We start from the raw sequence: 16,024 nt of genomic DNA, 5'->3' as shown, positions 1-16,024 counted from the left end.
CGATAGCGGTGTGTCAATCAACGGAGGTGTTGAATGTCATACCGCTATCGCGAGCAAGCTCGCTCCCACAGGGGTTCGGGGAAGGTTAGAAATCGCGCTTGTAGAAGATGTCCAGCGAGCTGGCGACGCCGCTCGCGGCTTCGAGGTAGACCTTCTTGCTGAGCTTGTAGCGCAGGGCGATGGTGTTGGCCGGTTCGAACACGCCAACGCCGTAGCGCAGGCTGAGTTTTTCCGACAGGTTGCCGCTGGCGACCACGCTGGTTTCATTGCCGCTGCCCTGGGTGTCGAGCTGGAAATCCTCGATCCCCAGGTTATTGGCCAGGCTGGTGGTCACGCCCGAGCTGCCCATCAACCCCAGGCCCAACGCCGCCTGGGCGAGCATGTTGTTGTCCTCGCCGGTGGTGCTCAGTGGTCGGCCCAGCACCAGGTAGGACAGCGCCTGCTCCTGGCTCATGGCCGGTTCCGAGAAAATTTGCGTGGTCGGTTGCTCGGCGCTGCCGCTCAAGCGGATGCCGGCGATCACGTCGTCGGTCTGGCGGATCGCTTCGATGTCCAGGTAGGGCTGGTCGATGGGCCCGGCGAACAGCAGCCGCGCCCGGCGCACCGTCAACCGTTGCCCGTAGGCCCGGTAACGACCGTCGTTGAGCCAGAGTTCGCCGCGGGTGTCCATGTTGTCGCCGATGTGCACCTGGCCCTGCACGTTGGCCGTCAGGCCGAAACCCGAGAACGCGAGTTTGTCCTGGCCGACGATCACGTCGATGTCCATCGCCATGGCCATCGGCGCCTTGCCCTCTTCGGTCTGGTGGCCGACGATCACCGTGTCATCCGAAACCTTGACGGTGGACGGCGGCAGTTCGCGGATGGTGATCTCGCCTTTGGGCACCAGGACCTTGCCGGCAATGGAAAGCCGCTCGCCATGCATCGTGATGTTCAGGTCCGGCGCCACGTCGAGCACCGCGTAAGGCTCGACGGTGACTGGCAGTTGCGAGCCCTTGAGCGCCAGATTCATCGTCAGAGCGTCGCCCCAGCCGATGTTGCCGTTCAGGCTGCCCTGCCCGTTCTTGCCACTTTTCCAATTGCCATTGAGCTGCACCGCTTCGCCGGTAATCGTTGCCCGCATCTGCAAGGCTTCGAGGCTGACCGGCAGTTCCGGGCCGGACACTTCGCCGTCGCTGAGCACCAGGTTGCCGTTGACCTGGGGCGCGAGCAGACCACCGGACAAGGTCCCGCTGCCGTTCAGGTGGCCGGTGAGGGTTTCCACCATCGGCACGAATGGCCGGGCCACGGACAGGTCCAGGCCGGTCAGGCGGAACGAGCCGCTGATGGGTTTGCTGGCCGGTATGGGGTTGATTTGTGCCTGCAGCATCAGTTCGCCGAGCCTGGCGCCGACGAAGTTCAGGTCGGTGTCGATGCGCTTGGGGGTCAGGCGGCTGTTGAGCGTCAGGGTCTGGTAGGGGAAGTCCAGCCACTGCGCCTTATCGCCCTCCTTGTCCCGAATCCGTAAAGTACCGCCGCTGGCGTCCACCAGGACCCGGCCATTCGGACCGCTGGCCGGCAGGTCCAGTTGCAGGTCCGCGTTGAGCCGGCCCTGCCAGGCAAAATCCTTGGGCATCCACTGGGCCAGGCTTTCGATGGGGAATTGCTTGAGGTGATAGCGCAGCTTCGGCTCCGGCATCAGCCGCTGGTCTTCACCGCACAGGCTGGCCTCACCGGAACGCCAGCAATGCGCGCCGACGTTGAGCGTGCCATCGGCCAGGCGCTCCAGTTTCGCCGGGGCTTGCAGGCGCCAGGCTTGACCGCCGGCCTGCACGTTGCCGCTGGCCAGGCGCCCGCGCCAGTTGCCCTGGTCGAGCGCGCCATCGAGGGCCAGGGTCGTGTCGAGCTGCGGCCCTTGCAGGTCCAGGTTGAGCTTCTGCTGTTTGATATCGCCCTGGCCGCTGACCGTCAGCACGCCCAGTGACGTTTCGCCGACGCGAATGCCGCTGGCCTTGAGGTCAAGCTTGCCGCGCTGGGCGCTGTCGAGGGTCGCGTCCAGGTTCAGGCTTTGCAGGCGGTTGTCCTGGAAGGCCAGTTGTGTACCATGCAGGCCGAGCTTGCCTTGGGGGGCCTTGAGCGTGCCGGCCACGTCGACACGGCCGACGACTTGGCCGCGCAATTGCGGCCAGAGCTGAGCCAGGCGCGCGAGCTTGATGTCGATCTGGCCGGTCAGTTTCTCTTGCAGGCTCGCGCTGCCGTTGATGCGGTTATCCCCCAGGCGAATATCCAGCGCGCTGAGGTTCCACTGCTCGCCAGCGCCGCTGGCCTTGGCCTGAAGCACCGCTGGCTGGCCCCGCAGTTTGCCCTTGAGGTCCAGGCCCGCGTCGAGGTCGAGGCGGTCGTTCTTCATCATCCCTTTGCTGCGCAACGGCCCGGCCAGGGTTCCGGGCAGTTCGCCAAGCCAGTACGCCGGGTTGATGGCCGACAGTTGCAGCGCCGTATCCCAGGCAATGCCGTCGGCAAATTGCAGGCTCAGGTGCCCTTCGGCCTTGCCCTGCCCCGCCGCGAGCTTGAGCTGCGGCAAATGGATTTGCGTCAGGTCGCCGCTGAACGGGCTGCCCAGGCTGAAGGCCCCGGCGGGTCCGTCCAGCGCGGCCTGGAAGTTGCCCAGGTATTGGCCGTCGGTGTAGGAGACTTCGCCGTCGAAGCTGCGCAGCGTCACCTGCGGCTCGTCGATCAGCGGATAGAGGCGATGCCAGGGGAAATCCAGCCAGGCGACTTTCGCCTCGGCGCGCAGGCCTTCGCGCCAGTCCACTTGGCCGCTGAGTTTCAGGCTTTGCTGAGCGCCGGCATCCAGATCCAGGCCGGCGATCTGCGCGCCATTGGCGTCCACCGTGCCTTGCAGCAACAACGCCACCGGCCCTTTTTCGGCGGGCAGCGTCGCCTTGCCGAGCAATTGATAGCCGTTCTTCAGATCGCCTTCGCCGGTCAACTCCAGTTGATTGAGCAACAACGTGTCGGGCAGATCGGCACTGGCCTTGAAGCCGTCGGCATTGATGCGCACCTTGGCGGGCAGGTTGTCCGCCAGCGGTTGCAGTTCACCGCTCAATTGGCCTTGCAGGTAGCCGCTGCTGTCGGCCGTGAGGGTGAGGGTCTTGAGCAGGTTGCCGTCGACTTTCAGGTCCAGCGCCCAGGGCGTGGCGCCCGGCGCCGGCAAGGTCAACCGGCCCTCTGCGTTCAACGGCCAGTCGCCGCCCGGCTTCAGCAGGCCGGAGAGTTTCAGGCTCAGCTCATCGCGCTGCAATTGCACCGAATCGATCTGCATGCCCTCGGCGGTCCAATGGGCAACCAGTTGCAAGCCCTTGAGTTGCTCGCTGCCGTTGAACGACAGGCTGCCGACCTGCACATCGCCCAGTTCGATGGCGAGTGGCAAATCCAGGTCCGGCAAGCTGATCGGGCCGCTGCTCGGTTCATCGGCAGAGGCTGGCAATTGCAAGGCGACCTGGTCGGCCTTGAGCTGTTCGATGCACAGGGTCATGCGTGCCAGGCACAGCGGCGACCAGGCGAATATCAGCCGATCCACTTCCACCCGACTGGCGTCCTGCTGCCAAAGCAGGTGATCGGCGCTCCACTGCCCGCCCAGCCGGCCCTGGAAATTCTCCACGGTCAGCCCCGGCACCAGGCCGAGGGCCCAGCGGCTGCCGAATGCCGTGCCCAGCACAATGCCCAAGGCCAGCACGAGCGCCACCAGCACCCCGGCGAGCGCCAGCAGCGTTATCTTCAAACCACGCGTCACAGCTCGGGCCCCATGGAAAAGTGCAATCGGATACCGCCGTCGTCGTCCATCGCATGGGCCAGGTCGAGGCGGATCGGGCCCACCGGCGAAACCCAGCGCACGCCGACGCCCACGCCGGTCTTGAGGCTCGGCAGTTCCAGGCTGTTAAACGAGTTGCCCTGGTCGATGAACGTCGCCACCCGCCATTTTTCCGCGATTGAATATTGATACTCGAGGCTGCCGGCGACCATGTAGCGACCACCGATACGGTCGCCCTCGGCGTTTTCCGGCGACAGGCTCTGGTAGTCGTACCCCCGCACGCTCTGGTCGCCACCGGCAAAAAAGCGCAGGGACGGCGGGATGGATTTATAGCCATTGGTGGCGCTGCCGCCGATCTGCGCCCGCGCCAGCAAGCGATGCTTGTCGAACACCGTGGTCAGGCCCTTGACCATGGCGGTGCCGTATAAAAGGTTGTTGTCCGAGCCCAACCCTTCCTTGGCGACCTTGGTGTCGAACTGCAAGCGGTAACCGTTGTGCGGATCGATGCGGTTGTCGCTGCGCAGGTAGGAATAACTCACGCCCGGCATCAGCAGCGTGCTCAGGCCCGCATCGTCGCCGAGGCGGTACTCCTCACGCTGCCATTTGAGCGACACCACCCGCTGCCAGCCGCTGGGCAACTTGCTGTGCCATTCCGGCCCAACGGTGAGCAGTTTGCTGAGGCTGTCGGTGCCGGCCAGTTCTTCATATTGATAACCGCCGGCGTAGCGCAGCTTGTCAGTCAGCGGCGGGTCCAGCGGCACGTCGTACCACAGGCCGACGTTCTGCCGGGGCGCCGACACTTCCGCTTCCCAGCCATAGCTGTGGCCCTGGGGGTTGACCCAGTGGCGCGTCCAGTTGGCTTTGGCCCTGGGCCCGACGTCGGTGGAAAACCCCAGGCCCAGGCCCATGGTGCGCGGCTTGCGCGTGTCGAGCTTGACCGCCACCGGGATCACGTTATCGGTGGCCGCCGTCGGTGCGGCATCCACCCGGACGCCTTCGAAATAACCGCTCGATTGCAGTGCCTGGTTGAGCTCTGCAATGAGTTCGGAGTCGTACGCCGTGCCGGCCTTGAACGGCACCATGCGTTGCAGCAGGTCTTCGTCGAACGGCGTGTCGCCTTCAAAACTCACCGGCCCCAAGGCATAGCGCGGGCCGCTGTCGTAGATCAGCTCGATGTCGGCGACGCCCGCCTGGGGATCCACCAAGAGTTTCTGCCGGGTGAAACGTCCGCTGAAAAAACCATAGCGCGAGGCCTGGTTCTGGATGATTCGCTTGGCGTCTTCATAGCGGCCATGGTTGAGCACCGCGCCGGGCTTGAGGGCGGCGTTGCTGGGTACGCGAAAGGTTTTGAGCGATGCCGCCGGGCCATCAATGCGCACGGTGACGTTGCGCAAATGCACCGGCTCGCCGGGGTCGATGGTCAGCACCAGGCGTGGGTCCTTGCCGCCTGTGACCTCACTGTCGATCTGCGGCTGGTAGTAGCCCAGCGCCTGGGCGGCCTTGCGCGCCTGTTCCTCGGCGCCACGGCTGAAGCGCAGCAAGGCCTCCTCGTCACGATCACCCACACCGCCGATGTAACCTTCTACGTTGGCCTTGAGTTCATCGTTGGACGGCTTGACCCGTACGTCCAATTCACTGTTTGCCAGCGCTGCGCAGCTGAGGGACAGCAGGAGCGCGCCACTGGTCATTCTTCCTGAGAGGTTCATGGCGCGGATGCTATCACGAGCGTAGGTGCTTGATAGAGCCGGACATTTCCCAAAAGTTCGTCCGACTATGCCGTTGCGCTTTGCAGAACCTGCGGGTTGGCGTGGAAGAACACATGTTCGCGGATCGGTCCTACCGCCACTTCACCGATTTCCTCGTAACCCTGGCGTTTATAAAACTCAAGGTAACGCGGGTTGCCCGTGTCCAGCACCACGCCTTGGGAATGCTCGTCCACCGCGCACCAGTTGTGCACCGCCTCGAGCAACTGTTCGCCGAAATGCTTGCCCTGGAACTGTGGGTGCACGCCCAGCAGCGGCAATACATGGACCGCCTCCGACGGCAGGCAGGCCAGCACCGCCGCGTGGTATTCCAGGTAGCGCCGGGTGCAGCGAAAACCGGTGCTCAAGACCATGCGCAGGCGCCAGGCCCAGCTTTCGGTGATGCCCAGGCGCCGCTGCGGCGGGGCGATCAGGGCGATGCCGATCAGGCGGTCGTTGACCAGCAAGCCGATGGCCGGCAGGTCCTGGAGAAAATGCTGCTTGACCAGCTCACGCACCGTGGCCCGTACCCGCTGTTCATAACCGGGACGCTCGGATTCGAACAGGTAGCTGAAAGTCGGCTCGTGGCGATAGGCCTGGTACAGCAACGAACGGGCTTCACGGGAATAACCACTGTCGAGCATATGGATGTCGGCGATGGCGGTGGCGGTTTCAGGCATGACGTTGGATCTCCTTGGCGAGGCTCGATGAGGCCCCACTCTTATTGAGTACGAACCCGATTGGGTTGCGATCGTTCCTACACCCACAGGACATTAGCAGCGCATTTGTCCTACTGCCACGCTGGCCGTGTTCCGACATGTCAGCTAGCATCGCAGTTTTGCCAGGACAGCCGACCATGAAGATCGTCTCCTTCAACATCAACGGGCTGCGCGCCCGCCCCCATCAGTTGGCGGCGCTGATCGAGAAACACCAGCCGGACGTGATCGGGTTGCAGGAAACCAAGGTCCACGACGAACAATTCCCCCTGGCCGAGGTGCAAGCCCTGGGCTATCACGTGCATTACCACGGGCAAAAGGGCCACTACGGCGTCGCCCTGCTCTCGCGCCAGGCACCACTGAGCCTGTACAAGGGTTTCGAGGGCGACGACGAGGACGCCCAGCGACGCTTCATCTGGGGCACCTTCGCCGATGCCAACGGCGTGCCGGTGACCATCATGAACGGTTATTTCCCACAAGGTGAAAGCCGCGACCACCCAACCAAATTCCCGGCCAAGGAACGTTTCTACAGCGATTTGCAGCAACTGCTGGAAAGCCGCTTCAGCAACGACCAGCCGGTGGTGGTGATGGGTGACGTGAACATTTCCCCGGAAGACTGCGACATCGGTATCGGCCCGGACAACATGAAGCGCTGGCTGAAAACCGGCAAATGCAGCTTCCTGCCGGAAGAACGCGAATGGATGGCGCGCCTGAAGAACTGGGGCCTGGTGGACAGCTTCCGTCACCTGAACCCGAACGTCACCGACCGCTTCAGCTGGTTCGACTACCGCAGCCGCGGCTTCGAGGACGAGCCCAAGCGCGGCCTGCGCATCGACCTGATCCTCACCTCCCACGGCCTGCTGCCACGGGTCAAGGACGCGGGCGTAGACTACGAACTGCGGGGCATGGAAAAACCGTCGGACCATGCGCCGATCTGGTTGCAATTGGGCTGATTAGCAAAACGGCTCGCCGCAGGCGAGCCTGTCTGTCAGAGAGCACCCAGCTGTTTGAACAGGCTCAAGTTGTCCTCGATGTGCCAGTTGGCGACGATTTTTCCTTGGTCGACCTGATAAATATCCGTCGCGATGAACTCCACGGGTTGGCCCTGGCCCCGGAGCTGGCCAAAGGTGCCGGTGAAATGGCCGCGAAAGCGCAGGTGCACCACGACCCGATCCCCCACCACCAACATCTGTTCCACGACACAACTGAGATCCGGCACTGCGCCACGGAAGGCTTGAGACGCCAGTAACGGTCCTTCCGGGCCTTGCTTGCGCCCGGCAGGTGGCGTCTTGTCGATGAAGCCAGGCGCCAGGGCTTCGCGGGCCAGCGCTTCGTCTCCGGTGTGCCAGAACGTGTCATAACGCCGGGCCGCGAGGATCATGGCGGACGCCTGCTGCGCCGACAGGCTCTGGTCGACAATCAGACTCTGGGGCGCCACGAGCGCATCGGTGGCGGCCGAGGCCCCCAGCGACAGGCCCAGGGCCAGGGAAAAACCGGCCAGGCGCAAGCCGCCAGGCAGGGCAAGGAATGAGAACGGCATGGTAGGTTCCTTCGGGTCGATCAAGGGCCGGGGCCCGGTTTTGTAAAAAGGCTTCAGAGCGTTTCGGCTTCACGCACCGACAGCGCACTGGCGAGGGTGTAGCGGGCAATATCGTCCTTGCGCATGAACGTCACGCCCGGGTGGCTTTTGGCGTAACGCAGGAACTCATCCCAGACCCGCACCATTTGCGGCGTGCCGCTGATGCGGTCATGGGCGCTGATCGACATCATTCGCCGCCGTGTGCCGGCTTCTTCGTAGAGCTGGTCGAAATCGAGCTTTACCTGCTCCAGAAAGGCCTGGGGCGAGTAATGCCGGCCTTCGATCAGCACGATGTCGTTATTGCGCAATGTGTAGGGGACCACTGCGAAGTCCTTGCCGTTGACCGATTCGATGAAGGGCTCGTCGCGGCTGACGTCATCGATGTGGTAGAGGTAGCCCAGCTCCTGCAGCAACGCCAAGGTATTGGGCCCCCGGCGCAACCAGTTGCAGTTGTAACCGGTGACCGGCTGCCCGGTGACCTCCTGCACCATCTGGGCGGCCTGGCGCAGGAACGTCCGTTCCTCCTCGCGACTCATCGCAAACTGCGAACTCCAACGCGGGCCATGGCCGGCCGCTTCGTGACCGCGCGCAACGATCTCCCGTGCCAGGGACGGCTGGCGCCGCGCCGCTTCGCCGATCATATGGGACGTGACCTTTACGTCATGGCGGTCCCACAAATCCAGCATGCGTGGGATACCTTCCCGATAGCCGTAGGCAAACCAGGTATTGGTCGCCGGATCGGAGGGGACACTGTCAGGGAAATCCACTGGGGGAAACGGGCTGTCGGTCCCCTTGGGCGGTTGCCCTCCGGCTTCGAATTGCATGGAAATCGAAATCACCAAGCGGGTGTCGCCCGGCCAGAAACCACTCCTGGAAGCGCCGACGGCTTTTGTCGAGATGCCGGCCTGCGCCGCGCCTGTCGTCAACAGGTCCCCCGCCGCCAGCAACGCAGCACCAGCGCTCGCCTGGGCCAGGAAGGTCCTGCGTTCGGGGTTGTGAGTAGCATCGGGTACCTCGGAAATGGCCATGGCGGACTCCTGGAAAAAACGCTGAAGTGCAATCGTCTGAGGCACTAAGGTATGCCTTGCGCGTTTTCCTGATAATTGATCCACTGGCGAAAATACATTTCGGAATTACCGAATAATGTTCCTGAAGAACCTCGAGCTTTTTCTACTCATCGTTGAGAAAGGTGGACTCTCTGCTGCCGGCCGGGAGGTGGGGCTGTCCCCCGCTTCGGTCTCGGAACGGCTCGTCACCCTGGAAACCTACTACGGCGCCACCCTGCTCAATCGCACCACGCGTGCGATCAGCCTGACCGACGAAGGCAAGTTGCTGGTCGAAGGGGGCCGCCGGTTGCTGGCCGAAGCCGGCGAGCTGCACAGCAGCATTCGCGCCGGCACCCAAACCCTCAGCGGGCCGATTCGCATGAGTGCCCCGCAAGATTTGGGACGCCAATACATCGACCCTATCCTGTCGCAATTTCTCGACGAGCATCCGGATGTCAGCCTGGATTTGGACCTGGGCGACGGCTACGTGGACCTGGTCAGCCAGGGGCTCGATTTCGCCATTCGCTATGGCGCCTTGGCCGACAGCTCACTGCGCGCCAGGCCCTTGGGGGAAAACCGTCGCGTGGTCTGTGCCGCGCCCACTTATCTGGCGCGTCATGGCACGCCAACGCACCCCACCGAACTGACCCGACACGAATGCCTGGTAATGCGCCTGGGCATCAATGCGGCGCGGGAATGGACCTTCAGCCGACGCGGCGAGGTGCATCGCGTGTTGGTCCAGGGTCGGCGAATCGCCAATGACGGCGGCCTCGTACGCCAGTGGTGCCTGGAGGGACACGGCATCAGTCTCAAGTCGATCTGGGATGTGCGCGACGATCTCAAGAGCGGGCGGTTGGTGGAGTTGCTCACGGAGTTCACAGCCGGCAGCACGCTACTGCAGATCGTCTACCCGACTGCCCGCGTCCAACCCAAGCGCGTGAGGGCGTTGATCGAACATCTGGTGACCGAGCTGGCAGCAATGGAGTCCGGCGCTTAAGAACGCAATCACCCTGTCATCGTTTAGTCATCTGCCTGACTTATTCTCCTGGCACTTCCCTGGGTTCTGAAGGTGTCGGCATGCGTCTGTGCGTGGTCTGGATAATGGCGTTGTGGCTGCCGTTGGCGATCTGCGCTGAACGCGAGCCTGTTCCCGGCTTGCCTCTTCCAGAATCCGGCCCGGCCCTGCGCCTTCAAGGCTCCAATACCATAGGGGCAACGCTCGGCCCGGCACTGGTCAAAGGGCTGATGGAAAACCAGGGGTTGCTCAAAGTGAGCGCCGAAATCACCGGCAGGGACAATGAGCAGCGCATCGTCGGCCAGACCACTGACGGTCGGCGAGTAGAGGTCGACATTGCCGCCCACGGCTCCAGCACCGGTTTCACCGCCCTCAAGCAGGGCAACGCCGACCTGGCCGCCTCTTCGCGACCGATCAAGGACAGCGAGCTGAAGGAACTGTCGTCCCTGGGTGACCTGAAAAGTCCCACCGCCGAGCAAGTCATTGCCATCGATGGCCTGGCGATTATTCTTCATCCGCAGAACCCGTTGCGTCAGCTCGATACCGTGCAACTGGCACGAATATTCAGTGGCGAGGCGAAAACCTGGGAAGCCGTCGGCAGTGTCGGTGGGCCGATTCATCTGTATGCCCGGGATGAACAGTCCGGCACCTACGATACCTTCAAGGAACTGGTCCTTAGCCGACAGGGAAAACGGCTGGATCCTACAGCACGGCGCTTCGAATCCAGCGAACAGTTGTCCGACGCTGTCAGCCAGGACCCGCAGGGCATCGGCTTCATCGGTTTGCCCTATGTGCGCCAGGCCAAGGCGCTGGCGATTGTCGACGGTGATTCCCAACCCATGTTGCCGTTGAACAACCTGATCGCCACCGAGGACTACCCCTTGTCCCGGCGCCTGTTCTTTTATTTGCCACCCCAGGCAACCAACCCGTGGGCCGAGGCACTGGTGGCGTTCACCCAAAGCGAGCAGGGCCAGGCCATCGTCGCCGCCAATGGGTTCATCGCCCAGACCGTCCAGGCCATGGCCGTCACACCAAATGCACTGATGCCCGAGGGTTACCAGGCCTTGAGCCGCCACGCCCAACGCTTGAGCGTGAACTTCCGCTTCGAAGAAGGCAGCGCCAGCCTGGACAACAAGGCCCACCAGGACCTGGGCCGCGTGCTCGACTATATAAAGCAGCACGGCAAAACCGACCGGCGCGTGACATTGGTGGGTTTTGGTGACGCCAAGGACAACCCGGCGCGGGCCGACCTGTTGTCCAAACTGCGGGCCATGGCGGTGCGGCGCGAATTGGTCAAATACGGCGTCGCGCTTCGAGAGGTACGGGGGTTCGGCGCATTGATGCCGGTGGCGGCCAACAGCGAGGATGAAGGGCGGGTCAGGAATCGGCGGGTTGAGGTTTGGGTTTACTAGAAACGACGCCCTCAAAAAGCGAACCCGCTTTTGTGGCGAGGGAGCTCGCTCCCGCTGGGTGGCGCAGCCGCCCCAATATGAGCTGACGCGGTCCCCCAGGCAAATCGCGCCAGCCGGTTTTACGACTGCTGCGCAGCCGAGCGGGAGCAAGCTCCCTCGCCACAAAAGCTCAGCGTTTATCGCATTGGTTTCGGTGTAGGACCAAACTCCATCGTCTTGCGCCATTACCTACAACTACGCCAGAATCCGCCGGCTTGTGCGCCTTGGGGCCAGGGCTTTATCGTTTCCGGGTCGCTGACGAATCAGCGATCGGGTTTGGTAGCCCGGTTTCCTGGCGCACGTGCATCCTGATGCAAGGGACTTCTACGTCCTCTGTTTTATGGTGGTCATGCGCAGGGCGTTCTCGGACGCGCCGGGTTGCCAGGTAACCGGTCTACCAACCTTCGTATGGCCACCACCCTTCGTTTGGTAGCGAGAGTGATGGCTCCAATTTCTTATCTGGAGTTTCATCTATGTTCAAACCAACACCCAACCCGCCGGACACCGATCCAACCAACTCAAAAGCGTTCGACAAAGCCGCCGACCGCATCCTCGACCACTACCTCAAGCCCAAACCCAGCAAACCCGAGGCTGATGCCGGCCAACTCTTCACGGTCGCCAATGGTGTCGACACCGAATCCCTACTCGCCAACCTCAGCGAAACCCTGGCCTCGGCCAACGCCATGCTCAGCGACCTGGCCTTCGACCTGGAAGGCTCAAGACGCCACATTGTCCTGGGCATCCACCAATTGATCGAATTGAGTGGGCAACTGGCAAACCGCGCGCTGGACAACGTCGAAGCGCGCTAGCCGCTGCAGCACATTCCCCTGTGGGAGCGAGCTTGCTCGCGAAGGCTGTGTGTCAGTCAACACTTGATCGACAGACAGATCGCTTTCGCGAGCAAGCTCGCTCCCACAGGACGACATAGCGCTTTACCGCCCCGCCAACTCCATGATCATCCGCGACAACAGATAAATTCGCGGCACCACGCTCTCGACTTCGGCGTATTCCTCCGGTGTATGGATGTTGCCGCCCACGATGCCGAAGCCATCCAACGTCGGCGTACCAACCCCGGCTGACAGGCTGGCATCCGCCGCCCCACCGCTGCCTTCTTCAGTGAGTTTGCGCCCCAATTCGCCATAGATGCCTTGGGCCATGGCCATCAACCGGTCCGACTCCGCCGTCTGCGGCATCGGTGGCAGGCCGCGCTTGAGGCTGGTGGTGACTTCGGTGTCGGCGATCAACTTGTCCTGCGACACCCGGGCCAGGTCTTTTTCGATGCGGTCGAACTCTTCCGGCACCGCCGCCCGCACATCCGCCTTGGCGCTCGCCTGGTCGGGGATCACGTTGGTCCGGTCGCCGGCCTTGATCACCGTGAAGTTGATGGTGGTTTTCTTTTCCGCGTCGCCGAGCTTGCCCAGTTGCAGAATCTGGTGCGCCGCTTCCATCGCCGCATTGCGCCCCAGTTCCGGCGCGACACCGGCGTGGGACGCCTTGCCCTTGACCTCCACCAGCGCCGTGGCGCTGCCCTTGCGCCAGACCACCAAGCCGTCGGCCGGGCGACCCGGTTCGAGGTTGAGCGTCACGTCATGGGCCTTGGCGGTTTTCTTGATCAGGTCGGTGGCGGCGTCCGAGCCGGTTTCTTCGCTGGCGTCGAGCAGGAAAGTAATCTGCGCGTAATTCTTGAAGTCCAGGTTCTTGAGTACCTTCAAGGCGTAGATCCCGGCGACGATGCCGCCCTTGTCGTCCATTACCCCCGGCCCGTAGGCCCGGCCATCCTTGATGTGGAAGGGACGCTCGGCGGCCGAGCCTTCCTTGAACACCGTGTCCATGTGGGCCATCAGCAGGATTTTTGCCTTGCCGGTGCCCTTGAGGGTCGCCAGGATGTGCTGGGTGCCGTCCGAGTTAGGCACTTTTTCGATGGTGGCGCCCAACTTCGTCAATTCATCGATGGCAATGTCACCGACCTGGGTCAACCCCGGCACATAGCCTGAGCCGGAGTCGATGTTCACCAAACGTTCGAGCAGTTTCAGGGCCTCGCCCTTGTACTGTTCGGCGTCGCTCAGGACTTGTTGATGGGGCTGCGCGAAAGCAACGGGAGCAAAGGCGCCGAGGGCCAGGCTCAGGCCAAGACTGACGGCCAAACGGGAGCGAAGAGCGGTCATCATCATGATTTCATCCTTGTTCCGTATCGAAAGAGTGCCATAGGCACCCTACCCGACAATGGGTCAAGGCTCTAGACCGCAGGTGGCCACCTCAGGGGGAAATGGCCGATTCCTCCATCGCTTGCCGATGCCGGTAACACGTGACCCGGTTGCGCCCGCTGGTCTTGGCCTCGTAAAGCGCCTGGTCGGCATCATTGAGCCAATGGGTCGCATCGCCATAGGCCGGGTTGAAGGCCGCCAGGCCAATGCTCAGGCTCACCTTCAGCGCCGGGTTCTGTTCATAGCTGAGCGTCGCAAAGCGCTCGCGCAACCCGTCCATGGCCTGCACGGCGTTGTGAAGCGTCAGGTCCGGCAGAATCACACAGAACTCGTCCCCGCCATAACGCCCGACCACATCGGCGGCGCGCAGGTTTTGCTTGAGCATCTTGCCAAGCTGGCGCAGCACGATGTCTCCGGCAACATGGCCATAGGTGTCATTGATGGCTTTGAAATGATCGATGTCGATCAGCGCAATCGCGCCACGCCCGGCCCCGTCATTCGGGTGACGCAGGCAACGCTGGAACTCCTCGTTGAGACGATCTTTCCAGGCGCCATGGTTAAGCAAGCCGGTCAGACTGTCGGTGCGACTCAGGGCCAGCAACTCGCGCTTTTGCAGGCCCAGGGCGAAGGCCTGGCGAAAGCAGAACCAACCCAGCGCCATCGGATACAGGCACAGCAGGGGTAAACAGGCGTAGAGCTGCGCCGGGCTGGTCATGGGCACGCTGGTCAATGGGAAGATCATTTCGCCGACAAAAATACCTGCCGCTTGGGCAATCGCTCCGACAAACAAAAAGCGCAGGCCGCCAATGGCGACGTTGTTCATCGCCATCATCGCCAGCGTGACGGCTGTAGGCAGTGGGTTGAACTGCATTGCCGCGACCCAGAAGCCGCCAAGCGCCGCATCGATCAATAAATTGATGTGTTCGGCTTGGTACGGCCTCGAGCAGCGCCGGGCCCACCAATAGGACACGTGTGGCCAGAGCAGGCCGTTGAACAGCATGAAACCCCAGACCCACGGTGCCGGTTCGAGGGGAAAGATGGCAGCACTCACCAACAGTAACCCCAGCGACAGGCCCAGAATGCGCGATATATAAAGCCTCCTGGCCAGCGTCCGTCCCTTTTTTCCCGTTTTTTGCATAGAAGCCTCTGCACCGCGGGTTTCCCAGGTCATTGGGACGGGGGGTAGCTCGGAGTCTATCAGGGCGGCATCAAATAGCCACCACTGAATGAAGGGCTATTTATTCTCGATCAAATGTCGGGCCATGCCGCGGATCTTGGCTATACATGAGTCATCCGGCGGCTGTCATAGCAAGTAGCAAAGCAAATGCGCCATGTCATCGCGATGTGCTCGGGTTTCAGCTTCACTTAAGCGTATCTGACCCGTCGGCTCAGACTGGCCGATCACATTCTGTCCTGACCCCTGGAGGGCAAAACATGCTGGTGTTGTGGGTAGTCCTTGCCGTGTTTATCGCCTGGAGTTGGTTGACGTATCCAGGCATCGGCCATGTGCTGTACGACGTGAGCATGGCGCTGGAGGCACGTCTCTACCGTTTGCACAAGATCACCGTCCCCATCAGCGAGATGACCGTATCGACCTGGCAAGGCGGGCCCTATGAAGCGTCCGGCAGCATCCTGATGCTGCATGGCTACAGCGCCGACAAGAATCTCTGGCTGCGCTTTGCCCGGCATTTTGTCGGCGACTACCGGGTGGTGGTGCCCGACCTGGCCGGCCACGGCGAAACCGGCTTCAAGGCCGGCGGCGGCTATGACATCCCGACCCAGGCCCGGCGGGTCATCGAGTTGCTCGACGCCTGTGGTCTGGACAAGGTCCATGTGATCGGCAATTCCATGGGCGGATACCTCGCCGCATGGCTGGCGGCCACGTCGCCCGAGCGCGTGCTGACCCTGGCGTTGATCGATCCGGCCGGCGTCACCGCGCCCCAGGCCAGTGACATGGAACGCCATCTGGCCGCCGGGCATAACCCGTTCCTCGTCGACTCGCGGGACGATTTCGCGCCGTTCTACGCCATGACCATGGCCTCCCCGCCCTGGGTGCCCAGCGTGGTGCTGGCGGCAATGGCCGAACGTTACGAACAGCGCCGCGATGAATTGGCGGAAATTTTCGTCGACTTTCGCGCCAGCCCGCCGATGGAGCCGCGCCTGGCCGACATCCGCGCCCCGTCGCTGCTACTCTGGGGGCGCAAGGACCGGCTGATCGACGTCAGCAGCGTGCCGGTATGGAGCAAGGGCATCGCCGATCTGCGGGTGGAAATCTGGGACGGTATCGGCCACATGCCCATGGTCGAACGACCGGGAAAAACCGCGGCGCTGTACCGGGAGTTTCTCAAGGGGTTGGGGCAGTGACGGCGATGCGAAAATAACAAAATGAATCCCATGTGGGAGCGAGCTTGCTCGCGATAGCGGTGACACATTCAATCTGGATGCAAGCTGACCCACCGCCATCGCGAGCAAGCTCGCTCC

At 62.6% G+C, this 16,024-nt stretch carries 12 protein-coding genes; 5 read left to right on the top strand and 7 right to left on the bottom strand.

Annotated features, from left to right (window positions below):
• Positions 1–85: 85 nt before the first annotated feature.
• The 3 genes from LQ215_RS27685 to LQ215_RS27675 form a co-directional block, all read right to left on the bottom strand.
• On the bottom strand, positions 86–3,772 hold the full coding sequence (locus LQ215_RS27685) for a translocation/assembly module TamB domain-containing protein (RefSeq protein ID WP_230153464.1): 3,687 nt from the start codon (positions 3,770–3,772) through the stop codon (positions 86–88).
• Complete coding sequence (locus tag LQ215_RS27680; RefSeq protein WP_230153463.1) at positions 3,769–5,496, bottom strand: autotransporter assembly complex protein TamA; 1,728 nt, start codon at positions 5,494–5,496, stop codon at positions 3,769–3,771. The genes LQ215_RS27685 and LQ215_RS27680 overlap by 4 nt, the downstream gene beginning before the upstream one ends.
• A gap of 65 nt (positions 5,497–5,561) precedes the next feature.
• On the bottom strand, positions 5,562–6,212 hold the full coding sequence (locus LQ215_RS27675) for a GNAT family N-acetyltransferase (protein ID WP_230153462.1): 651 nt from the start codon (positions 6,210–6,212) through the stop codon (positions 5,562–5,564).
• A 176-nt stretch (positions 6,213–6,388) separates the two neighbouring features.
• Between LQ215_RS27675 and xthA the strand changes: the two genes are divergently transcribed.
• On the top strand, positions 6,389–7,201 hold the full coding sequence (xthA, locus tag LQ215_RS27670; protein ID WP_230153461.1) for an exodeoxyribonuclease III: 813 nt from the start codon (positions 6,389–6,391) through the stop codon (positions 7,199–7,201).
• Between the two features lie 35 nt (positions 7,202–7,236).
• Here the strand turns inward: xthA and LQ215_RS27665 are convergent, their stop codons facing one another.
• Both LQ215_RS27665 and LQ215_RS27660 read right to left on the bottom strand, forming a co-directional pair.
• The gene (locus LQ215_RS27665; protein ID WP_230153460.1) at positions 7,237–7,788 is read right to left on the bottom strand and encodes an ester cyclase; all 552 of its coding nucleotides are present in this window, start codon (positions 7,786–7,788) and stop codon (positions 7,237–7,239) included.
• A gap of 53 nt (positions 7,789–7,841) precedes the next feature.
• Positions 7,842–8,855, bottom strand: coding sequence for a polysaccharide deacetylase family protein (locus LQ215_RS27660; protein WP_013693792.1), 1,014 nt, complete (start codon positions 8,853–8,855; stop codon positions 7,842–7,844).
• Positions 8,856–8,970: 115 nt separating this feature from the next.
• On the opposite strand from LQ215_RS27660, the gene LQ215_RS27655 reads away from it, so the two are divergent.
• The 3 genes from LQ215_RS27655 to LQ215_RS27645 all read left to right on the top strand — a co-directional run bounded on the left by LQ215_RS27655 (position 8,971) and on the right by LQ215_RS27645 (position 12,148).
• Positions 8,971–9,870, top strand: coding sequence for a LysR family transcriptional regulator (locus LQ215_RS27655; RefSeq protein ID WP_230153459.1), 900 nt, complete (start codon positions 8,971–8,973; stop codon positions 9,868–9,870).
• Between the two features lie 104 nt (positions 9,871–9,974).
• The gene (locus LQ215_RS27650; protein ID WP_230153465.1) at positions 9,975–11,300 is read left to right on the top strand and encodes a substrate-binding domain-containing protein; all 1,326 of its coding nucleotides are present in this window, start codon (positions 9,975–9,977) and stop codon (positions 11,298–11,300) included.
• 512 nt (positions 11,301–11,812) lie between these two features.
• The gene (locus tag LQ215_RS27645) at positions 11,813–12,148 is read left to right on the top strand and encodes a DUF6124 family protein (RefSeq protein WP_230153458.1); all 336 of its coding nucleotides are present in this window, start codon (positions 11,813–11,815) and stop codon (positions 12,146–12,148) included.
• 123 nt (positions 12,149–12,271) lie between these two features.
• Here the strand turns inward: LQ215_RS27645 and LQ215_RS27640 are convergent, their stop codons facing one another.
• Both LQ215_RS27640 and LQ215_RS27635 read right to left on the bottom strand, forming a co-directional pair.
• Positions 12,272–13,510 carry a M20/M25/M40 family metallo-hydrolase gene (locus tag LQ215_RS27640; RefSeq protein WP_057448818.1) on the bottom strand — a complete coding sequence of 413 codons (1,239 nt, stop codon included), beginning with the start codon at positions 13,508–13,510 and terminating at the stop codon, positions 12,272–12,274.
• An 85-nt stretch (positions 13,511–13,595) separates the two neighbouring features.
• Positions 13,596–14,681 (bottom strand): diguanylate cyclase, encoded by a 1,086-nt coding sequence (locus tag LQ215_RS27635; RefSeq protein ID WP_230153457.1) that lies wholly within the window; start codon positions 14,679–14,681, stop codon positions 13,596–13,598.
• Between the two features lie 296 nt (positions 14,682–14,977).
• On the opposite strand from LQ215_RS27635, the gene LQ215_RS27630 reads away from it, so the two are divergent.
• The gene (locus LQ215_RS27630; RefSeq protein WP_230153456.1) at positions 14,978–15,907 is read left to right on the top strand and encodes an alpha/beta fold hydrolase; all 930 of its coding nucleotides are present in this window, start codon (positions 14,978–14,980) and stop codon (positions 15,905–15,907) included.
• Positions 15,908–16,024 lie beyond the last annotated feature (117 nt).

It is taken from the genome of Pseudomonas brassicacearum (assembly GCF_918698105.1).
Classification (GTDB): Bacteria; Pseudomonadota; Gammaproteobacteria; order Pseudomonadales; family Pseudomonadaceae; genus Aquipseudomonas; species Aquipseudomonas brassicacearum_F.
This window is presented reverse-complemented; position numbering and strand designations above follow the sequence as displayed.

Bases quoted from the DNA above. Each gene is read 5' to 3' on its own strand.
- xthA (WP_230153461.1), top strand. From the start codon at position 6,389: ATGAAGATCGTCTCCTTCAACATCAACGGGCTGCGCGCCCGCCCCCAT.
- LQ215_RS27635 (WP_230153457.1), bottom strand. From the start codon at position 14,681: ATGCAAAAAACGGGAAAAAAGGGACGGACGCTGGCCAGGAGGCTTTAT.
- LQ215_RS27650 (WP_230153465.1), top strand. From the start codon at position 9,975: ATGGCGTTGTGGCTGCCGTTGGCGATCTGCGCTGAACGCGAGCCTGTT.
- LQ215_RS27675 (WP_230153462.1), bottom strand. From the start codon at position 6,212: ATGCCTGAAACCGCCACCGCCATCGCCGACATCCATATGCTCGACAGT.
- LQ215_RS27665 (WP_230153460.1), bottom strand. From the start codon at position 7,788: ATGCCGTTCTCATTCCTTGCCCTGCCTGGCGGCTTGCGCCTGGCCGGT.
- LQ215_RS27630 (WP_230153456.1), top strand. From the start codon at position 14,978: ATGCTGGTGTTGTGGGTAGTCCTTGCCGTGTTTATCGCCTGGAGTTGG.
- LQ215_RS27640 (WP_057448818.1), bottom strand. From the start codon at position 13,510: ATGATGATGACCGCTCTTCGCTCCCGTTTGGCCGTCAGTCTTGGCCTG.
- LQ215_RS27655 (WP_230153459.1), top strand. From the start codon at position 8,971: ATGTTCCTGAAGAACCTCGAGCTTTTTCTACTCATCGTTGAGAAAGGT.
- LQ215_RS27645 (WP_230153458.1), top strand. From the start codon at position 11,813: ATGTTCAAACCAACACCCAACCCGCCGGACACCGATCCAACCAACTCA.
- LQ215_RS27680 (WP_230153463.1), bottom strand. From the start codon at position 5,496: ATGAACCTCTCAGGAAGAATGACCAGTGGCGCGCTCCTGCTGTCCCTC.
- LQ215_RS27660 (WP_013693792.1), bottom strand. From the start codon at position 8,855: ATGGCCATTTCCGAGGTACCCGATGCTACTCACAACCCCGAACGCAGG.